The organism is Streptomyces nigrescens, from assembly GCF_027626975.1.
In the GTDB taxonomy this organism is placed as follows: domain Bacteria; phylum Actinomycetota; class Actinomycetes; order Streptomycetales; family Streptomycetaceae; genus Streptomyces; species Streptomyces nigrescens.
In genome coordinates this window covers 9404805-9422725 of sequence record NZ_CP114203.1, presented here as the reverse complement: position 1 = coordinate 9422725, position 17921 = coordinate 9404805, and the positions used below count along the sequence as shown (strand labels likewise).

Here is a 17921-nt window from a genome sequence, read left to right as displayed (position 1 = left end):
GGTTCGCGTGCTTGAGCGGGGAGAGCTGGGCGACGTGCTCGTCCAGGACGCTGGACCCGCCGGTCGCCGCATAGACCCCGAGCGCCCGGTTCCGCTGCGGTCCTTCAGGAAATATCTGGCTGAGCAGAGCAAGCGACGCAGGACCGGACAGGGACGCACCGATCCCCTGCAGTGCACGAGCCGCGATCAGCACCCCAACGGTCGGGGCGAGCGCGGCGCCCAGCGAGGCCACGGCGAACAGCGCGATGCCCACTGCGAAGATCTTCCTGCGGCCCAGGACGTCTGCGACCCTGCCCCCGAACAGGAGGAACCCGGCAAAGGCAATGGCATAGGCCGTCATCGTCCACTGCAGCGTGGAGCCGTCGACGTTGTACTCATCACCGATGGAGGGCAACGCAGCGTTGATGACCGCAATCCGCTGACGTCCAGCGCCAGCGCTCCGGCAAGGAGAACGAGCGCCCACCGGCGTCTACCTGCGGGCACGCCGGTATCCGGCGCTCCCGTTCCCGGTTCCGTGTCAAGAAGTGTCACTTCGTACTCCAATGGTTGTTCAGGGCCTGTCGGCTTCATGGGTGCTCAGGGTGGTGACGCGAACTCGATCGATCCTCATGCCGTGTCGTCGGGCGAGGCGGGCCTGGGAGGGTGCAGGCATGACCGGTGTGCCCAGGCCGAAGACGAGCGTGAAGACGGTGACGAGCCGGCCTGCCGCCGGCTCGCTCACCCGCAGGTCGGCGGCGGTCTCGGGGAGCACCCCGGCGATGACCATGTCGTCGGTTCCGGCGGCGAAGGCGGCCCGGGGCCAGTGACAGGACACGGCTGATCGGCGCGGCACCGTAGGTTCCGGCCCGCGATTCGGTGGCGGCCGTCAGTCCGTGCCCTCCACGGGGCGGCGGGTGACGGTCTCGTCGATGTGCTTCGCGAGCCGGCCGCGCAGCTCCTGGAGCGCGGCGATCCGGTCGTCCAGCGCGGTGAGCCGGTCGGTGGCCCGCCGCAACTCCTCGGCGCAGTAAGGGCTTTCACGCAGCGGCACGTCCAGGCAACCCTTAACCAGCGCGGGGCGGACTTCGTCCAGGGTGAGGCCGGCGTCGAGGGCGTCCTTGATGTTGGCGGCCCGTGCGGCGTCGAGCTCGCCGTACACGCGGTAGCCGTTCTCGGCGCGGAGGGGCGCCAGGAGGCCTTGCTGCTCGTAGTAGCGCAGGGACCGGGCGCTGACGCCGGTCAGGTTCGCCAGCTCCCCGATCCGCATCTCGATCTCCTTCAACATGGTTCGGACGCTAAAACCCTGACACGGGCGTCCAGGTCAAGCGTCCGAGGCGCATCAGATCAAGTCGCATATCACTCATCGTCGCGACGAGATCTCCACAGGGAAGGAGAATTCTCATTCCTATGGCCAGATGGCTGCTCAGAGAGCGTGAATCAGGCCAACTTTGTCTGCATTGGACGATGTCAGCACCTCGCAGTCGGTCACGCTGTTCCGCCCCGTCGGCTCCACCTCGCCGACCTTTCACCAGCGCAGTGCGGGAAGCCTTGCCATGTATCCGGCACTGGTGATCGGGCTCCAGAGGCGATCGCCATTCTGAATCTTCGCCGACCGAGGCCCGGCCCCTTTCCCTCCCTCAGGAGCGCTTCCGAACCATTCGGCCATGCCCCACGGTCACAGTCTCGACCGTCGGAGCCTCAGCCCCTCCCCCACCCAACTACCACCAGCAGTCGGCCATCTCGACGGCGACGATGGAGCCGATGGAGCTGATGGAGCCGATGGAGCATCAGGATGGCCAAATGTTGGCCGGCCCACCACATCGCAGATGTCTTGCCCTACCCGGCCGCCTACGTTCCCGGTCCAGCCGTTTCGTACGCCCCCGCGTGCCGGCGACGCCGTCATCCGTGTCCAACGACCTGTCACGGACACGGGGAATCCCTCCGACCCGGTACCGTCCCCTCACCATCGGGGGGCATTTCGGATGCCCGGGTGGGTCAGCGGTTGGCGAGCAGTGCGAGTTTGCTGAGTCGGTGATGCTGCTCCCGTCGGGCGCGGCCCAAGTACTCCTCGCCGCTGGCGGGGTGGTGACATGCTGTGCCGTTTGGTGGCACGCTCGAATGCCGACTTGCAGCGCGTGATCGACCGGATGGTGGAATTCGATGGCATCGTGCGGGCCTCGACGGCGATCACGTTGGAGAATCCGGTGCCGCTCCGGATCACTTCACTGGTGCGCCAGACGTCGCGGCAGGCGCCGTATGGACCGCTGACCGCTGGAGGACCGGCCTTGAGGGAGGGACCGAGAAGTGGCCTTCTGGGAGTACCTGGGCACCCGCTGCCAGCAGCTGCTGGTGGGCGACCATCAGCACGCCAGCGCCGTCTTCCCGTGCATGGTCGTCGCTACGGCGCTCGGGGTCTTGATCGGCGTCCTCACCTACCGCACCGAGTGGGTGGGAAACGTCGCGATCACCATGACCGCAAGCATCCTCACCGGCCCCTCCCTGGCTCTCCTCGGCCTGCTCGTCCCGGTCGTCGGCCTCGGCGTCGCGCCGGCCGTCACCGCGCTGACGCTGTACGGACTGCTGCCGGTGGTCCGTGACGCGGTCGTCGGGTTGCACGGAGTCGACCCGGCCCTCGTCGAGGCCGCCAAGGGCATAGGGATGTCACGTTCGCCCAGCTGCTCAGGGTCGAAGTGCCCCTCGCCCGGCCGCCAATCCTCACCGGTGTCCGGGAGGCGACCCAGATGCTGATGGGCATCGTGGCGATCGCGGCCTTTGCCTCAGGGCCCGGGCTTGGCAACCAGATCTTCCGCGGGATCTCCAGCCTGGGCAGTGCGAACACGCTCCACGAAGTACTGTCGGGGACGCTCGGAATCGTCGTCCCAGCCCTGCCGTTCGACGCCGTGTACGTGGTGATCGGACGGCTCACCATCTCACGGGGGATCCGTGGCTGACTCTGCCGAAATCGTCGAACCGACCTCCCCGACGTCCGGCGCCACGGGCCCCGGCGGATCCGCCCGGTCCGCCGTGCCTGACCGTCGGCACCGCGACGCCGGCCACATTCAGCATAGGAGGAGGGCTCGGGAACCTGGTCTCCTCCGGCATCACCAACCAGCGCATGCCGATGCTGGTGCTCGACTCCGTACTGACGGTCGCCATGGCGCTGATCATGGACTGGCTGGGGACGCTCGTCGAGTTGCTGCTACGCCCACGCGGCCTGGAGGTGGACTGATGCGCCTGGCCCGGGTACGGACGGCCGTCGCAGGCGCGGGCGCCCTGCTGCTCGCCGTCGCAGGGCTGAGCGGCTGCGGACTGACCAGCGGCAGCCCGCTGGCCGACTCGGTGCGGCCCGGCTCCGTCGGGAAGGGGCGACCGCTGAAGGGCGCCCAACTGACCGTGACCTCAAAGGAGTTCACCGAGCAGATCATCCTGGGTCAGATCATGGGGCTGGTCTTCAAAGCGGCCGGCGCGGAAGTCCTGGACCGGACGAACATCCAGGGCTCGATCGGTGCCCGCGAGGCGGTCAAGTCCGGTGCGGCGGACGGGATGTACGAGTACACCGGCACGGCCTGGATCACCTACCTCGGTCACACCAAGCGGGTCGTCGACCCGCACGGGCAGTGGGAGGCCGTACGCGAAGAGGACCGCCGCAACGGCATCACCTGGCTGCCCGCCGCCCCGCTCAACAACACCTACGCGCTGGTCGCGAACCAGGCGAATGCGCAGAAGTACAAGCTGCGCACACTCTCCGACGTGGCACGTCTGACGAAGAAAGACCCGGGCGCGGCGACGATCTGCGGCGGAAGCGAGTTCTCGGTGCGCGAGGACGGCCTGCCGGGCGTGGCGAAGACGTACGGATTCGCCCTCCGGCGCGGGAACTTCAAAAAGATGGACGACGGCGTCGTCTACACCCAGGTCGCCGAGGGCGCGGCCTGCGCCCTCGGCGTGGCGGCCACCACCGACGGCCGCATTCCCGAACTCAAGCTGAAGGTGCTGGAGGACGACCGGCACTTCTTCCCCAACTACAACGCGGCACCCGAGATGAACAGCGCCACCATGAGGAAGTACCCCGCCATCGCCGACCTCCTCGCCCCGATCACCAAGCGGCTGACGGGGGCGGAGGCCCAGCGGCTGAACGCACGGGTGGACGTGGACGGAGAGGACCCGCACGAGGTGGCGAAGGACTGGCTGGTGCGGGAGGGCTTCATCCGGGAAGGCTGACAGACGGAATCGCACGAGCGTCCGACGAGCAGGAGGAGAGCGCCCTGCCGCTCGCGTAGAAGCTGCCGTCCGGAGGCCGGGACGCCATGATCCGAACGACGCGCCCTAGGCCTGTTAGGTCTGAATTCCCGCTAGAGAGCTGGGAGCGAGCACTGGCGGCCGGCCCTGTAGGGCTCCGGATAGCGGGGGCAGCGGTGGTCTGCCCCACCTGCCGCCCCGACACCGTGCCGCGCGAGCTGCGCTGATCCATGCAGCAGAGCTGAGAAGCCCGCCGGGCAGTTCACCGTCGGGCGTCACAGGCTGGACGTGTGGAGAACCCGATATCCGTGGCGCTCGCCGAGGCCGTCTCACGGCTGCCGACCGGACCGGGCTGGTGGTACGAGCCGAAACTATAGACAGGGTTTGTCACTGTCCGAAGTCCACAGACAACCGTCGTGGTGAGTTCGGCAGTCTGAGGATGTCGAGAAGTGCACCGGCTCCGTCCCAGGGACATCAGCGGCCACCATCGGCCGCACGAGGAAGAAGGAGAAACCAGCATGGCGATTCAGCGGATGGACAACGTCGGCATCGTCGTCGAGGACATGGATGCCGCCATCGCGTTCTTCGTGGAACTCGGTATGGAGCTGGAGGGCAGGGCGGAGGTCGAGGGCCTCTTCGCCGACCAGTGCACCGGACTCGACGGCGTCCGCTGTGACATCGCGATGGTCCGGACCCCGGACGGTCACAGCCGGCTCGAGCTGGCGAAGTACCGCAGCCCCGCGGTGATCAGCGCTGGGCCGCGCAACCGGCCGCACAACATTCTGGGCACGCACCGCGTCATGTTCGCCGTCGACGACATCGAGGACACCGTTGCCCGCCTGCGCCCTCACGGCGCCGAACTCGTCGGCGAGATCGCCCGGTTCGAGGACAGCCATCTGCTCTGCTACCTCCGCGGCCCGGAGGGCATCATCGTCGGCCTGGCCGAGCAACTGCGCTGAGAGGGAGGAACCGAACCATGCACCGAAAGAGATCATCGAGGTTCTGAACCGCCCGATCAGCCAGGAGCATCTGCTGGCCCGTTACGTGACCCGCCTGGCCTACGGCGCCAAGGACGGAACCCCGCGCAACGTACCGATCGCCTTCACCGGGAACGGGTCGCATATCGTCATGTGTACGACGAAGAACGCGCCCGAACTGGCCCTGGGGGCCTCACCCTCGCAGACGCCGGTGAGGGGCATCAGCCGAGCCAGTGACGTCAGCCGGTGGCGAGTGCCGTGACGCCGCCGTCCACGAGCAGATCGGTGCCGGAGATGAAGCTTGCTGACGGGCCGACGAGGAAGGCGACGGCGTCGGTGATGTCGGCCGCTGTTCCGGCTCGCTTGGCGTTGGAGGCGGCAATCATCCTTCGCATCATGTCCCCGTGTTCGCCGACGAGTTCCGCCTGCCCCATGGGGGTGGCGATCGCTCCGGGACTCACGGAGTTGATCCGTGCGTTCCGTGCGCCCCAGATGGAGCTCGCGGCCCTCACGCGCAACAGGTTGGCTTCCTTGGAGAAGGTATAGGCCGCCCCTGGGCCGGAGAATCGTTCCTTGGCCGCGACCGGGAGGGAGAGCAGTTCGTCGGCCGGTGTCGTGGCCAGTTGCACGGCTTCTTCGCCGGACAGCCCGGGGTTTCGGTGGCCGGCCATGCTGGCGATGACCACGCCGGAACCGCCTGGGGCGACGACCTGGCCGAATTCCTCCAGCACGAGTGCGACTCCCAGCAGATCGACGGCGAGTATGGCGGCGACGGACGCTTGCGCGGGCGAGAGTCCGGCCGTGTGGACCACGGTCCGCACCGGGCCGAGGTCGGCGGCCTGGCGAGCCAGCGCGCAGACGGATTCCCGGGATGAGACGTCGACCGGGGCGGCCGTTACGGCGTACCCGTCCTTCTCCAGCTGCGCACGGACGGCTTCCAGGGCCTCGGCATTGAAGTCTGCGATCAGGAGCCGGGCTCCGGAGCCCAGACGGCGGGCGATGGACTCTCCCATCCCGCCGACACCGATGACGACGACTACTGACTGGCTCATGTCTTCCACCTTCTCGATGGCCGGCAGAACTGCCGGGGGTTTGGGGCGTGCGGGGCTACGGGCCGGGTTTCGTGAACCGTCGGAGATGCCGTTCCGGCGAAGTCTCGCATGAATCCGACACTTGTCGGGTATCCCACAGGTGTGGGTGACACTACAATGACTCCGTGCCCGTTCAAAGTGACCGCCGCTCCCGCCGTTCCCGTACCGCGATGGAGAGCGCACTGCTGGAATTGATCGGTGACCGTGACCTCAGCCAGATCTCGGTCTCCGACGTGACCGGCCGCGCTGACGTGCACCGCTCGACTTTCTACGAGCACTACACAGACGTGCATGACCTGGCCGCCTCGGCATGCACGGAGATGTTCGACCAGCTGCTCTCCGCCACCTCGGCGCTCTCGGTGACCGGGGATTCCTCGGAGGGGGATTCCTCGAAGGAGGGCTCGCACCCCTCCCTCACGGCGATGTTCGCCCATGTCGCCGAACATCGCGCTCTCTATGAGGCTCTTCTCGGTGCCGATGGCAGCGCCCGGGTGATCAACCACCTCCTGCAGCGCATGACGGAATCCATCCGGCCGAGGCTTTCCGCCCAGCTCACCGACAGCGAGGGTGGTACGGACGACTCCGCGGCCGCCTTTGTCTCCGGAGCACTTCTCGGCGCCATCGCGGACTGGCTCCACCGCGGCTGCCCCGGAACGCCGGAACGCTTCGCCACCGCGATCTGGCCGCAGCTGGTCGCCGCGACACTCGCCCGGCCGGCCTGAACGACCCCGCACGCAGGGCCGCCGGCCGAGAACCCTGCGCCGGAGCGGGCCGCACCCGTGAGGCGATGAGACCGCCCCTGCCTGGCGCTGCCCCTTCTTGACCCGCCTTACGCGACCCCCGCTCGCGCCCCTCGTTGCACGCGAACGGTGTGCGTGCGCTCATGCCGTAACCACCGGCCTCGCGCACCGCGATCAGCTCTCCGCCCCTCCCGGAGCGGCACCCACCGACTCCGCGCCCGCCCGGTCGGCACGGGCCCTTCCTCTGATCTGCGCTTTCGCCCATCAGCCTGCGCAGAGGGGCTTGGGGGCGCACATTCACTGCGCCGCCCCCAAGCCCCTCTGCGGTTGCCGCCCCAAGCCCCCTCCCCCTGCCTGCCGCCGCGGGCTCCAGACCCCGATCCGCCGGATCCGGCGCATCCGCGCGCACATCCGCCCCCGCTGACGCAGCCCGAAGAGTCACGGCCGCTTGCAATACGACAGCTGTCGGTTAACCTACAGCTGTCGGGTATGAATCGCGGTTGCGGCACCGGGCTTCCGCCCAGGCACGTGAGACCCCGTCCCGTCGCGCGTCGGCCGTGCCGCGCAGCTCCCTGTCGAATGAAGTGAGGAGAGCAGTCGTTCATATGTGGAACCGAACTGACCGAGGCCCGTTTCCCGGAGCGGCTTCCCCTCGGGGCTCCGTGGACCCGGCGGGCGCGGCGTGGTGACCCGCCCCGGCAAGGTGGTGATCGTCGGTGGCTCGTCGGCCGGCCTGGCGACAGCGGAGGCGCTGCGCCGTCAGGGCTACGAGGGACAGCTGACCCTGCTGGACTCCGAACGTCATCTCCCCTATGACCGCCCGCCGTTGTCGAAGCAGGTGCTGACCGGCGCCTGGGAGCCGTCGCGGACCCAGTTGCGCTCGCAGGAGCATCTCGCCTCGCTGGAGGCGGAGTTCATCCGCGCTGAGCCGACTGTCATGTGCGATGCGGTGGAGCGTGCGGTGACCACCGCCACGGGGCGCGTGGTGCGTGGCGATGCGCTGGTCATCGCCACCGGGCTGCGCCCCCGAATATTGCCGGACCAGGAAGAACTCGCGGGAGTGCATGTGATGCGCACCCTCGACGACGCGCTGGCGCTGCGCTGTGACCTGGCGGCCGGTCGCCGCCTGGTGGTGGTGGGCGAGGGTGTGCTGGGTGCGGAGATCGCCGCCTCGGCCCGTGCCATGGGCGTGGAGGTCACGCTCGCGGGCTTCGGGGCCGTCCTGCTGGGCAGTCAGGTCGGCGGCAGGGTGGGGGGCTTCCTCTCGCGTCTCCACACCGAGCGCGGGGTGGATCTGCGTCTCGGGGTCGCTGTCGAGGCCCTGGCCGGCAGCGGGGGCAGGGTGTGCGGGGTCCGTCTGGCCTCGGGGGAGGTGCTGCGCGCCGACACGGTCGTCGTGGCGATCGGGGCGCGGCCGGCCACCGAGTGGCTGGAAGGCAGCGGGCTGGCGCTCGGCGACGGCGTGGAGTGCGATGCCTACTGCCGTGCCGCGCCCGGTGTCTACGCCGTCGGAGACGCGGCGTCCTGGCATCACGAAGGGCTGGACAGGCGGCTGCGCCTGGAGAATCGCACCAACGCGACCGAGCAGGCCCAGGCCGTCGCGGCGAACCTCCTCGGCGCCGAACGCCCCTACACTCCGACGCCCTACTTCTGGACCGATCAGTACGACGCCAAGCTCCAGGTGCACGGTCTGCCCACTCCGGCCGCCGAGACCCACATTGCCGAAGGCGACCCGGCCCAGGGACGCTTCGTCGCTGTGTACCGGGAGAACGGCGAGGTGACCGGCGTCCTGGGCTGGAACATGCCCAAACAGTCCCGGCTGCTGCGCCAAAAGCACCTCGTCGCTCCGCGGAACGGAGAGTTGCCAACCACGGTCCGCTCCGCACCATGACCCGCCGCACCAGGCCCGGCAGCCCTCCGCAGCCGCACAGACAGGCGTGGGAAGCCGGTGCAAGGTCACCGCCCGTAGGCGGCACCCACACCCCGCCCCCGTCGACTCCCGTCAATTCCCGTGAAGGAGAAGCACATGAGCCCGAACGAGCAGATACGGCAGTACCCCCTCGCCTACGAGACCGCGCTGGAGCCTGCCGCGGAGTGGGCTGAGCTGCGCGCCACGTGCCCGGTGGCCACCATCACCGTGCCCGACGGCAGCCAGGCCAAGCTGCTGACCCGCTACGACGACGTCAGGCAGATGCTGGCGGACCCCCGCTTCACCCGGAAGGACCTCGACGGCGGAACCGGGAATGCACAGGAGGCAGCCACGACGTCGGCCGCAGCGGACACCTCGGAGCCGCCCTTCTCCGTGCCGAGGCACGGCGAGGACCACCAGCGGTGGCGCCGGATGGTGGGCAAGTGGTTCACTGCCAAGCGCATGGCCGCCCTGCGGCCCCAGATGACCGCGATCGCGGACCAGCTCCTCGACGAGATGACCGGCCGCGGCAGCTCCGGCGACCTCAAGGCGCACTTCGCCTTCCCGCTGCCGGTCTACGTGATCTGCGGCATGCTCGGCGTGCCCGCCGAGGACCGGGACCGCTTCTCCTACTGGTCCGACAACTTCCTCAACCTCACCCGGTACTCCGCACAGGAACGGCAGACGGCGGTCGGCGAACTCGTGGCCTACATGTCCGGCCACATCGCCGCCAAACGTGCCGAGCCCACCGACGACTTGCTCAGCACCCTGATCGAGGAGAGCAGCGGCGAAGGTGAGGCGCTGACGGACGCCGAGCTGCTGGGCACCGGCATAGGTCTGCTGGTGGCCGGGCACGAGACGACGGCCAACATGATCGGCAAGATGGTCGCCATGCTGCTGGCCGACCGCACCCGGTGGGAACGGCTCCTGGAGAACCCCTCGTTGGTACGCAGCACCGTCGAGGAGGCGCTGCGCTTCGACGCCAACGGTGGGTTCGGCCTGAGGCGTTTCCTCACCGAGGACGTCGAGATCGGGGGCGAGGTCCTCCCCAACGGCACCACGGTGGTGTGCGCCATGGCCGCGGCGAACCGGGACGAGACCGCCTTCGAGAACGCCGCCCAGATGGACCTGGCCCGCACTCCCAACCCTCACCTGGCCTTCGGCGCGGGACCCCACTCCTGCCTGGGCCAGGCCCTGGCCCGCACCGAACTCCAGGTCGCCCTCGAAGTTCTGCTGCGCAGGCTTCCCTCCCTCGAACTGGACATCCCCGCCACCGACCTCGAACGCCTGGAAGGACTGCTGGTCGGCGGCCTCAGCGAGGTCCCCGTCCGCTGGTGACGGCACGACAGCACACGTACGACCCCCGACAGAAGGAGACCCCCATATGAAGATCACCGTCGACGAGGAGAAGTGCTGCGGCGCCGGACAGTGCGTCCTGATCGCCCCCGAGGTCTTCGACCAACGCGACGAGGACGGAATCGTCGTCGTCCTGGAGCCGGAGCCCCCGCACGACCAGCACGCCCTCACCCGTGAAGCGGCCGCCGTCTGCCCGGCCGCCGCCATCCAGGTGCACGACACCCCCTGAACCTCTCCGCCCGGCAGCGGCGGGGCGGCCCGCGGAGCCGCACCGGCTCCGCGGGCACCGGAGGACGGTGTCCTGGCCGGCCGGGTGCCGGCGCCTGCACCGCCGCTACGAGCGCAAGGCCGGGCACTTCCTTGCCTTCGTCGGCATAGCCCTTCGTCGGCACAGCGCTTCGTCGGCATGGCCGCGGCCCTCATCGGCTACCGCCGACTCACCGACGGAAACGACGTCTTAGAGCAGCGTCGGCGCGTGGAATGCGCCGAGGCCGGAGGTCAGGTCCCGGTCCAGCCAGTAGCGGCGCGGTTCGGCGAGCATGATGTCGACGCTGACGGCGAGGATGCCGGGGATCTTGGCCAGCTCGTGGTCGATGAAGAGCGCCAGGGCGGCGCGGTCGGTGACCAGGCCCATGACGAGGACGGACATGTCGCTGGCGACGTGGGCGGCGAGCCGGGTCTGCGGGAGCTGGTCGATGCGGCGCATGACGTCCGGCGTTCCGCCTGGGGCCACTCGCAGGCGGAGCAGGAAGGGGGTCTGGAAGCCGAGCCATTCCGACACCATCTCCAGACGCGGTTTGACCCATCCCTCGTCGAGGACCCGGCGGACGACGCGGTGCGCGGTGGAGGTGGCCAGGCCGGCCGCTCGGGCGATGCTCGCGGCGGATGCACGGCTGTCCTGGATCAGCTGGGCGACGACGGCGCGTTCGGCCTCGGTGAGCGGCTTGGCGGGGGGTGTCGCGGTCGCGGTGCCCTCCCGGCGGGCGCCGGTGAGCTTCAGCAGGTCGGCGCGTTCGGCGTCTGTGAGGAACTGGGGGTCCCAGGTCATACCCCGGCGCAGGGTACTGAGGGCCGGCAGGGAGTTGACGCGGCGGACGCCGGGGACGGAGTACAGCCGGTCGATCGCCTCGCTGGTGGCGGCCTCGGACGGGGCGTGGATGACGGCGTAGACGGGGTCGTCGCCGGAGATCTGTGCCAGGAGCTGGAGGTGGGGCAGATCGCTGAGCCGGTGGAGGACGGTGAGCGGGGTTTCGCCGGTGACGTCCAGGAAAACGTGGACGGGCATCGCCGTGGAGTGCATGCCCCAGTAGGCATGCCCGATCGCACGGACCATCCGGGCCTGGTGCAGCCGGTCGTAACGGCGCTTGAGCGTGCTGGCGTCGGCGGCCAGGATCCCGCCGATGTCGTCCCAGGCGGCCCGGGGGGCCACGTGCAGCGCGCCGATGAGGCGCCGGTCGAGCTCGTCGAGGAGAGGGCGGGTCATGGTCCCCCACTCTAAACTGCCGGTTAATCCTACCGTTACATCCAAAGGCTAGAGAATCTCTCACTTGGATGCCACTGTTCGCAGGAACATCCCTCGCATGCACGAAGAGGTATCGATGAGTGCCACCTCCGCTCAGCCTCAGGCCAACGAGCCACAGTCGAGAATCCTGCGCACCGCGTTCCGGAGCTTCGCGGCGATCGAGAAGATAGGGAACAAACTCCCCAACCCCTTCTGGCTGTTCTGGATCCTCGCTGGGGTCATCGCCGTCCTCAGCGCCGTACTGGCGGCGGTCGGTGTCAGCGCCGTGCACCCCGGTACGCACGAGATCATCAAGGTGCAGAACCTGCTCAGCAAGGACGGCCTCACCATGGCCGTCGAGGGAGCCGTCGACAACTTCGCGGCCTTCCCGCCGCTGGCCACCAGCCTCACCGTGATGTTCGGCATCGCCGTCGCGGAGCGGAGCGGACTGTTCTCCACCCTGCTGCGCCGCATGGTCGCGCGGGTGCCGGGCAAGTACCTCACCTTCGCCCTGTCGATGACGGCCATGGTCAGCCATGTCGCCGGGGACGCCGCCTACGTCACCCTCATGCCGCTCGGCGCACTGATCTTCCGTGCGGCGGGCCGCAGTCCGGTGCTCGGCTGCATCGTCGCCTACGTATCGGTCTCCGCCGGCTACGACGCCTCCCCGTCGCTCACCACCACCGACGTACTGCTGTCCTCGATCTCCACCGCCGCCGCCCACACCATCGACGCGGACTACGTCGTCACCCCGCTGGCCAACTACTTCTTCGGGGTCGGCTCGTCGGTCCTGGTGGCCCTGGTGATCACCCTCGTCGTCGACAAGGTCCTCGCCCGCCGCCGGGACCTGGAGCCCGACGAACCGGTCGCCGCGCCGGACGCCGAAGAACTGGAGACGATCGAGGTCACCGGGCAGCAGCGCCGCGCGCTGCGCATGACCGGGCTGGTCGCCGTCGGCCTCATCGCGTTCCTGGTGGTGGCCATGATCCCCTCGTCCTCACCACTACGCGGTGAGAACGGCGGCCTCGTCGACTCCCCGCTGGTCGGCGGGATGGCGCTAGTCCTGGGTGTGTTCTTCGCCGTGCTCGGCACCGTCTACGGGCGGATGACCGGCACCTTCAGCGCCGCCCGCGACATCATCGCCGCGATGGCCGACGGCACCCGGTCGATGGCGCCGATCCTCGTCCTGTTCTTCGCGATCTCCCAGTTCCTCGCCTACTTCAAGTGGACGAACATCGGCAACATCCTCGCCGTCAAGGGCGCGGAGACGCTGCGCGACCTGCACATGCACGGCTGGACCGTGCTGGTCGCCCTCGCTGTGCTGATCACGTTCATGAACCTCGTCATCACCAGCGGCTCCGCGCTGTGGGCGCTGGCCGCCCCGGTGCTCGTGCCCATGCTGATGCTCATCGGCATCGAGGCCGAGACCACCCAGGCCGTCTACCGCGTCGCCGACTCGGTCACCAACTGCGTCACCCCGATGAGCCCGTACTTCGTGATGGCCCTGGGATTCATCCAGCAATACCGCAAGTCCGCCGGGATCGGCACCCTGGCCTCCCTCACGATCCCGATCGCCGCCGTCGTCTGGGTCGTCTGGATCGCGTTCTTCGTGGCCTGGTACCTGCTGGGCCTCCCCTTCGGTGTCAGCTGACCCGGCCCTCTGCGGAACACCGCCCCCAGCCCCGTACGAGAAAGCAGACCATGACCGCACTTCCCGCTGCCGCCCTCACCGCACGCGCCCAGGACGTCTCGCCAGAGATCGTCACCGACATCCTGACTCTTGTCCGCCACGAGACCAGCAGCTACGACCTGCCCGGCCTCGCGGCGGGCCTGGACCTGCTGCACTCGCTCGCCGTCCACCGACTCGGCCGACCCGACCACGCACAGCGCCACCCCGGCGGCGAGTGCGGCGACACCCTCACTCTGACCTACACCGGCACCGGCGCCGGGCACATCGCGTTGGTCGGCCACTACGACACCGTATGGCCGACCGGCACCCTCGCCGGATGGGAGCAGCCGGAGGGGTCCGACGACGGCCGGGAGAAGCTCAGCGGGCCCGGCATCTTCGACATGAAGACCGGCCTGGTCCAAGGCATCTGGGCCCTGAAGCTGGCCAGGGCGAGCGGAGTACCGGTGCCCACCGTCACCTTTCTCTTCAACGGCGACGAGGAGATCGGCTCGCTGTCCTCGCGGCCGGTGATCGAGGAGGTCGCGCAGAAGGCCGACGCCACGCTGGTGCTGGAGCCGACCGCCCACGGTGCGGTCAAGACCGCCCGCAAGGGCTGTGGGATCTTCCGGGTAACGGCCACCGGCGTCGAGGCACACGCCGGGCTCGCACCTCAGGACGGCGCGAGCGCGATCACCGCGCTGGCCGAGTTCGTGGTCGCCGCCGCGGCCGTCGCCGCGCCCGGCAAGGGCACCACGATCAACACCGGGCTCATCAAGGGCGGTTCCGGCACCAACGTCGTCGCCGGGCAGGCCACCGCCAGTATCGACGTCCGAGTCAGCAGCGAGGCCGAACAGCTCCGGGTCGACGATGCGCTGGACGCCATCAGGGTCAGCGACCGCCGCGTCCGCATCGAGATCGACCACGCCTGGAACCGGCCGCCGATGACCCTGACCGCCTCCTCCGCCCGCCTCCTCGCCCTCGCCCGCGAGGTCACCCGCGAGCAGGGCCGCGGCGACTTGCCCGACGCCGCCGTCGGTGGCGCCAGCGACGCCAACTTCGTCGCCGCCCTCGGCCTGCCCGTGCTGTGTGGCATGGGCGCAGTCGGCGACAACGCCCACGCCCGGGGCGAGTTCATCTATCCCGACACGGTGCCCGCCCAGACCTCCCTGGTCGCGGGACTGCTGGGACGACTGGCGGAACCGCTGCGGGACTGCGCATGACCCTCGCCCGCAAGAACCCGGCACTCTGAAAGAACCCGGTCCGGCGTCGGCCGCCATCTTGAGGGCGCCTCACCTCCGTCGGCGGTACGACCCGCCGGAACAGCACCACCCGGCGCCCGGGCCGCGCTGTACGCGATGCTCGCTCTGCTGTGGTGACCCCTGGCTGCCGTTGCTGCCGGGACCGGCGTTGTCGCGTGGCGTCGTGCCCATACGGCAGCGTTATCTCTCGCCGAAATAGCCGAAGCCGTCGTCGACCTGCGCGCCACGGAGTTGGCCACCGCACTCGGCATCGTCACCCCGCACAATCGGGTGACCCCCGGCATCGGCCACGAGATCACGGAACGACTGCGCAAGGGGGCCTGACACCCCCTTGCAGCACCGATGCAGTCGGTGATCCGGAGCACTACGGTGCCACGCCGGATATCACACGCCGTCGCAGCACCACAGCGCGCAGAAGCCCCCGCCGGAGCATTCCGGCGGGGGCTTCGTCTCAGCTGCCCCTATGACGCGGGTTCTTGAGAGTCGGGTCTGACCAGGTGGAAGACTTCTCGGACGGCATCGCTTTCGCCACGCGAGAACGGCCTCAACCGCGCGGAGCCGGGCGGTGCTGTTGGAGTGGTCGGCCACTTTGGGGCGACCGGTCGCTTGCCGATCGGATGGCGTGTGGAGTGCTGGCACCGACCGCTGGGGTGGTCGGAACCGTGAAGGCAACCGATGAACGGCTGCCGCCTATAGGGACACGCCACAGGCCCGCTGCCAGCACGCGCCATCCCACACCGAGGTCCGCCGTGCCCGCCTGCTGAGCACCATCGCCCTCCCAACCGGGACGAGCTTGCCTACCGGGTGCGCGAGCGGTTGAGCCCGAAGAAGGATCGGCCTGCGTGTTATGCGGTTGCCCTTTCCTTGACCAGCTCCAGCGCTGGCCTCCTCGCCGAGGCGAGTTCGTCGCGCTCCCGGGTGCAGCACTTCGCGGCGAACGAGACAGTCACAAGCATGACGGTCCGTCACCTGGACGGAGCGCCATCGACGCGGCCATCGCGGCCGACGAGGAGGGCTTCGCCTCGCTGCTGGTGGACTTCGCGCACTCCTACGGGGCCCGCGCCCGTGCCGTCCACCAGATGTTCGTGGACCTCTTCCGAACGGCCGGATCCCCGGCCTGTAGTGACCACGGGTCCGAGGAGTTCCGTACGCGCCGTATCCTCCAGTCCGTACGGCTTCACCCCCTAACCCGCTGCTTATCCCTGCCCATGGCAAACTCGGCTGCGATGGACATTTCGGCAGCACATCTGCGGGCACTGCGCGCGGCGCTCTTCACGGCGCTGTGCGTCACGCTGTCGTCCGCGTCCCATGTGCTGCTGTCCCGTATGCCGTTGCCGCTGACCACCGTCGCCGCGCTGAGCACCGCCGTGTTCGTCCTCGCTTATGCGCTGGCCGACCAGGAGCGCGGATACTGGCGCATCGCCGCGCTGCTGGTCCCTCTGGAACTCGCCGCCGATCTGGTCTTCAGTCTGGGTCAGGACACCTGTTACGGGGCGGCCGGCAGCCCGGTCGCCAGTCCGCTGCGCTCGCTGCTGTGCGACCCGATCGGGGCACCGCTGACGCGGCTGCCCGAGGACCAGGCCGGGCCAGTGAGCTGGCCGGTCCTGCTCGCGGCACATCTGGTCATCGGGCTGCTGGCCGCGGGCTGGCTGCGCCGTGGGGAGGCCGCGCTGGGCCGGCTGCTGGGCGCGGTGGCCGGCTTCGCCTTCCGCCCGCTGCTCCTCGCCGTCGCGGTCATCAGTGCCATCGCCGCCCCGCGCCGCCCGGCGCCCGCTCCCGAACGGTCCGGGCACCCCGCCCGCGCCGTCCCCCTGCTCGTGCACTGCGTCGTGCGCCGTGGACCGCCCTGCGCGCTCGCCGCGTAGACCACAGCACCCACCCGACCCACGGATTCGCACGGAGCAGGAACAGCCATGAGCAACCGCAACAACCAGGCCAACAAGCAGGCAGCCCGCGAGCGGCTGCGCGCCGAGCGCGAGCGGCAGGCGAAGAAGGACCGGCTCCGCCGGCAGCTGATCGTCGGCGGCGCGATCGTCGGCGTCCTGGCGATAGCCGGCGGTATCGGGGTGGCGGTCGCCACCATGGGCGGCGACGACGCGAAGGCCGCCACCGGCCCGCTGGTCAAGCCCGCCAACACCAGCGGCCCCAAGGGCACCACGATCGTCGTCGGCAAGGCGGACGCCAAGAACACCCTGGAGCTCTTCGAGGACCCGCGCTGCACTTACTGCGCCGCGTTCGAGCAGACCGTCGGCGCCACCGTCGAGAAGGACATCAAGGACGGCAAGTACAAGGCGTCCTACCACCTGGGCACGTTCCTCGACAACAACCTCCAGGGCACCGGCTCCAAGAACGCGCTCAGCGCGCTGGGCGCCTCTCTCAGCGTCAGCCCGGACGCCTTCCTGAAGTACAAGTACGCGCTGTACTCGAAGGAGTTCCACCCGGACGAGCGCGGCCCGGACAAGTTCGCCGACGACAACTACCTGATCAAGGTCGCCAACACCGTCCCGGCTCTGAAGGGGAACGCCGCCTTCCAGAAGGCCGTCAAGGACGGCACGTACGACCGGTGGGCGCTGGAGGTCTCCAACGCCTTCAACTCCGTCAAGGACGTCAAGAACACCCCGACGATCAAGCTCAACGGCACGGTGCTGGGCCCGGACTCCCTGCAGGGCAAGGACGCACCGTTCAGCGTGGCCGCCTTCAACTCCGCGGTGGAGAAGGACCTGAAGAAGTGACGTAGACGAAGGCCGGTCCCCACGGCCGGTCACTTTGCTGCCCTCCTCGGCCGGCGTGCTCCGTGCGCGCCGGCCGATGCCCAACAGGCGTGGCATTGGACTACTGCCGGGGCCCGCACTGTCGGTGGCTTGCCTGGATCCCTGGCGGGACCTGCCGGACCGGTACGGACCCGGGAAGACCGCCTATGCACAGCATCGCCGCTGGTCGGCGGACGGCACTTGGGACGGAACCCTCCACGCTGTCCAAGCCGATGCCGATCTCAGCGGACGGATCGGCTGGAGCATGGTCGGTGTGGACTCGACGTCGTGCCGGGCCCATCAGTACGCGGCCGGCGCCCGCAAGGCCAGGCCGCGCGTCCCGAAAAAAGGGCTACGGCCCACAGATGATCGGGGTCCTCGAGACGTCCTCACACAGCAAGTTGTGCGCAGAGCACATCACGGGCGCCCGCAAGTCACTCGCGCCGGTTCCGTA

General features: G+C 69.2%; 14 protein-coding genes and 5 pseudogenes. 14 read left to right on the top strand and 5 right to left on the bottom strand.

Going from position 1 to position 17921, the window contains the following annotated elements; genetic code table 11:
• Positions 1-115 precede the first annotated feature (115 nt).
• The 3 genes and pseudogenes from STRNI_RS40745 to STRNI_RS40735 all read right to left on the bottom strand — a co-directional run.
• Positions 116-463 (bottom strand): annotated as a pseudogene (locus STRNI_RS40745) (MFS transporter); the annotation flags it as partial.
• An 87-nt stretch (positions 464-550) separates the two neighbouring features.
• Positions 551-814: an MFS transporter gene (locus tag STRNI_RS40740; protein ID WP_148589524.1), complete on the bottom strand. Its 264-nt coding sequence runs from the start codon at positions 812-814 to the stop codon at positions 551-553.
• 51 nt (positions 815-865) lie between these two features.
• Complete coding sequence (locus STRNI_RS40735; RefSeq protein WP_277413144.1) at positions 866-1264, bottom strand: MerR family transcriptional regulator; 399 nt, start codon at positions 1262-1264, stop codon at positions 866-868.
• Positions 1265-2063: 799 nt separating this feature from the next.
• Between STRNI_RS40735 and STRNI_RS40730 the strand changes: the two are divergent.
• The 5 genes and pseudogenes from STRNI_RS40730 to STRNI_RS40710 form a co-directional block, all read left to right on the top strand.
• Positions 2064-2234 (top strand): annotated as a pseudogene (locus STRNI_RS40730) (Lrp/AsnC family transcriptional regulator); the annotation flags it as partial.
• A 49-nt stretch (positions 2235-2283) separates the two neighbouring features.
• A pseudogene (locus STRNI_RS40725) lies at positions 2284-2930 on the top strand (ABC transporter permease).
• A 77-nt stretch (positions 2931-3007) separates the two neighbouring features.
• Positions 3008-3208 (top strand): annotated as a pseudogene (locus STRNI_RS40720) (ABC transporter permease); the annotation flags it as partial.
• The gene (locus STRNI_RS40715; protein ID WP_266450826.1) at positions 3208-4197 is read left to right on the top strand and encodes a glycine betaine ABC transporter substrate-binding protein; all 990 of its coding nucleotides are present in this window, start codon (positions 3208-3210) and stop codon (positions 4195-4197) included. The pseudogene STRNI_RS40720 and the gene STRNI_RS40715, both read left to right, overlap by 1 nt.
• Positions 4198-4733: 536 nt before the next feature.
• Positions 4734-5174 (top strand): VOC family protein, encoded by a 441-nt coding sequence (locus STRNI_RS40710; protein ID WP_159492101.1) that lies wholly within the window; start codon positions 4734-4736, stop codon positions 5172-5174.
• A gap of 257 nt (positions 5175-5431) precedes the next feature.
• On the opposite strand, the gene STRNI_RS40705 is transcribed toward STRNI_RS40710, so the two are convergent.
• Positions 5432-6244: an SDR family oxidoreductase gene (locus tag STRNI_RS40705; RefSeq protein ID WP_277413143.1), complete on the bottom strand. Its 813-nt coding sequence runs from the start codon at positions 6242-6244 to the stop codon at positions 5432-5434.
• A gap of 164 nt (positions 6245-6408) precedes the next feature.
• Between STRNI_RS40705 and STRNI_RS40700 the strand changes: the two genes are divergently transcribed.
• From STRNI_RS40700 to STRNI_RS40685, 4 genes are all read left to right on the top strand, one after another.
• The gene (locus STRNI_RS40700; RefSeq protein WP_277413142.1) at positions 6409-7005 is read left to right on the top strand and encodes a TetR-like C-terminal domain-containing protein; all 597 of its coding nucleotides are present in this window, start codon (positions 6409-6411) and stop codon (positions 7003-7005) included.
• Between the two features lie 703 nt (positions 7006-7708).
• Positions 7709-8914 (top strand): NAD(P)/FAD-dependent oxidoreductase, encoded by a 1206-nt coding sequence (locus STRNI_RS40695; RefSeq protein WP_266450843.1) that lies wholly within the window; start codon positions 7709-7711, stop codon positions 8912-8914.
• A gap of 135 nt (positions 8915-9049) precedes the next feature.
• The gene (locus STRNI_RS40690) at positions 9050-10270 is read left to right on the top strand and encodes a cytochrome P450 (RefSeq protein WP_266450821.1); all 1221 of its coding nucleotides are present in this window, start codon (positions 9050-9052) and stop codon (positions 10268-10270) included.
• 46 nt (positions 10271-10316) lie between these two features.
• Positions 10317-10517, top strand: coding sequence for a ferredoxin (locus STRNI_RS40685; RefSeq protein WP_093647418.1), 201 nt, complete (start codon positions 10317-10319; stop codon positions 10515-10517).
• A gap of 228 nt (positions 10518-10745) precedes the next feature.
• On the opposite strand, the gene STRNI_RS40680 is transcribed toward STRNI_RS40685, so the two are convergent.
• Positions 10746-11771, bottom strand: coding sequence for an Lrp/AsnC family transcriptional regulator (locus STRNI_RS40680; RefSeq protein ID WP_093647420.1), 1026 nt, complete (start codon positions 11769-11771; stop codon positions 10746-10748).
• A 115-nt stretch (positions 11772-11886) separates the two neighbouring features.
• Here STRNI_RS40680 and STRNI_RS40675 point away from each other — a divergent pair, with 115 nt between their 5' ends.
• From STRNI_RS40675 to STRNI_RS40655, 5 genes and pseudogenes are all read left to right on the top strand, one after another.
• Positions 11887-13440, top strand: coding sequence for an AbgT family transporter (locus STRNI_RS40675; RefSeq protein WP_277413391.1), 1554 nt, complete (start codon positions 11887-11889; stop codon positions 13438-13440).
• A gap of 50 nt (positions 13441-13490) precedes the next feature.
• Complete coding sequence (locus STRNI_RS40670) at positions 13491-14678, top strand: M20 family metallopeptidase (RefSeq protein WP_277413141.1); 1188 nt, start codon at positions 13491-13493, stop codon at positions 14676-14678.
• A 1265-nt stretch (positions 14679-15943) separates the two neighbouring features.
• Positions 15944-16582, top strand: coding sequence for a hypothetical protein (locus STRNI_RS40665; protein ID WP_274732676.1), 639 nt, complete (start codon positions 15944-15946; stop codon positions 16580-16582).
• 48 nt (positions 16583-16630) lie between these two features.
• The gene (locus STRNI_RS40660) at positions 16631-17449 is read left to right on the top strand and encodes a thioredoxin domain-containing protein (RefSeq protein WP_277413140.1); all 819 of its coding nucleotides are present in this window, start codon (positions 16631-16633) and stop codon (positions 17447-17449) included.
• Positions 17450-17588: 139 nt separating this feature from the next.
• Positions 17589-17840 (top strand): annotated as a pseudogene (locus STRNI_RS40655) (transposase); the annotation flags it as partial.
• Positions 17841-17921: the final 81 nt, after the last annotated feature.